Here is a 708-nt window from a genome sequence, read left to right on the forward strand (position 1 = left end):
AAAACAGAGAGTTGACGTATGACAGTGCAATTTCCGAGTGCCGCTCAGGCGCTTGCCGAAGAGGTCGGAACATTACGGAAATGGCTGGATGAGGATGCCCTGCCCTTGTGGTGGGAGGCGGGTTCCGCCCGTCCGGATGGCGGCTTTTACGAGCGCCTTGGCCAGGATGCGAAACCGGTTTTTTCCGATGACCGCCGCGCCCGCGTTCAGCCACGTCAGGCCTATTGTTTCGCCGCTGCCGGCCAGCATGGCTGGCAGGGACCGTGGAAAGATGCGCTCCTGCACGGCTTGAGCTGGTTCGAAAAGGTCTATCGCCTCGATAACGGCCTTTACGGAAACCTCGCCGACCAGACCGGAAAACTCATCGATCCGTCCTTCGATCTCTACAATCAGGCCTTTGCGCTTTTCGCCGCCGCACAGACCGCCGCAAGCCTGCCCGAGTGCAAGGACGAGATGCGCGGCCGGGCGCTGGATATTCTTGCCATTCTCGAGCGCGACTACAAACATCCCGTCGCCGGTTTCGAGGAGGAAAACCCGCCGCGCACGCCGCTCTGCTCCAATCCGCATATGCATCTGTTCGAGGCGATGCTGGCCTGGGAGGTGCAGGACCCGGAAGGCCCGTGGTCGGCGCTGGCCGACGAGATCGCCGATCTGGCGCTCACCCGCTTCATCGATGGCGGTAATGGCGGCTTGCGAGAATTCTTCGAG

At 61.6% G+C, this 708-nt stretch carries 1 protein-coding gene; it reads left to right on the forward strand.

Annotated elements, in window-relative coordinates; all coding sequences use genetic code 11:
• Positions 1-18: 18 nt before the first annotated feature.
• A partial coding sequence (locus tag DXT96_RS26830; RefSeq protein ID WP_194287753.1) for an AGE family epimerase/isomerase occupies positions 19-708 on the forward strand: 690 nt, incomplete at its 3' end.

It is taken from the genome of Agrobacterium sp. ICMP 6402 (assembly GCF_009498615.1).
GTDB classification, from domain to species: domain Bacteria; phylum Pseudomonadota; class Alphaproteobacteria; order Rhizobiales; family Rhizobiaceae; genus Agrobacterium; species Agrobacterium burrii.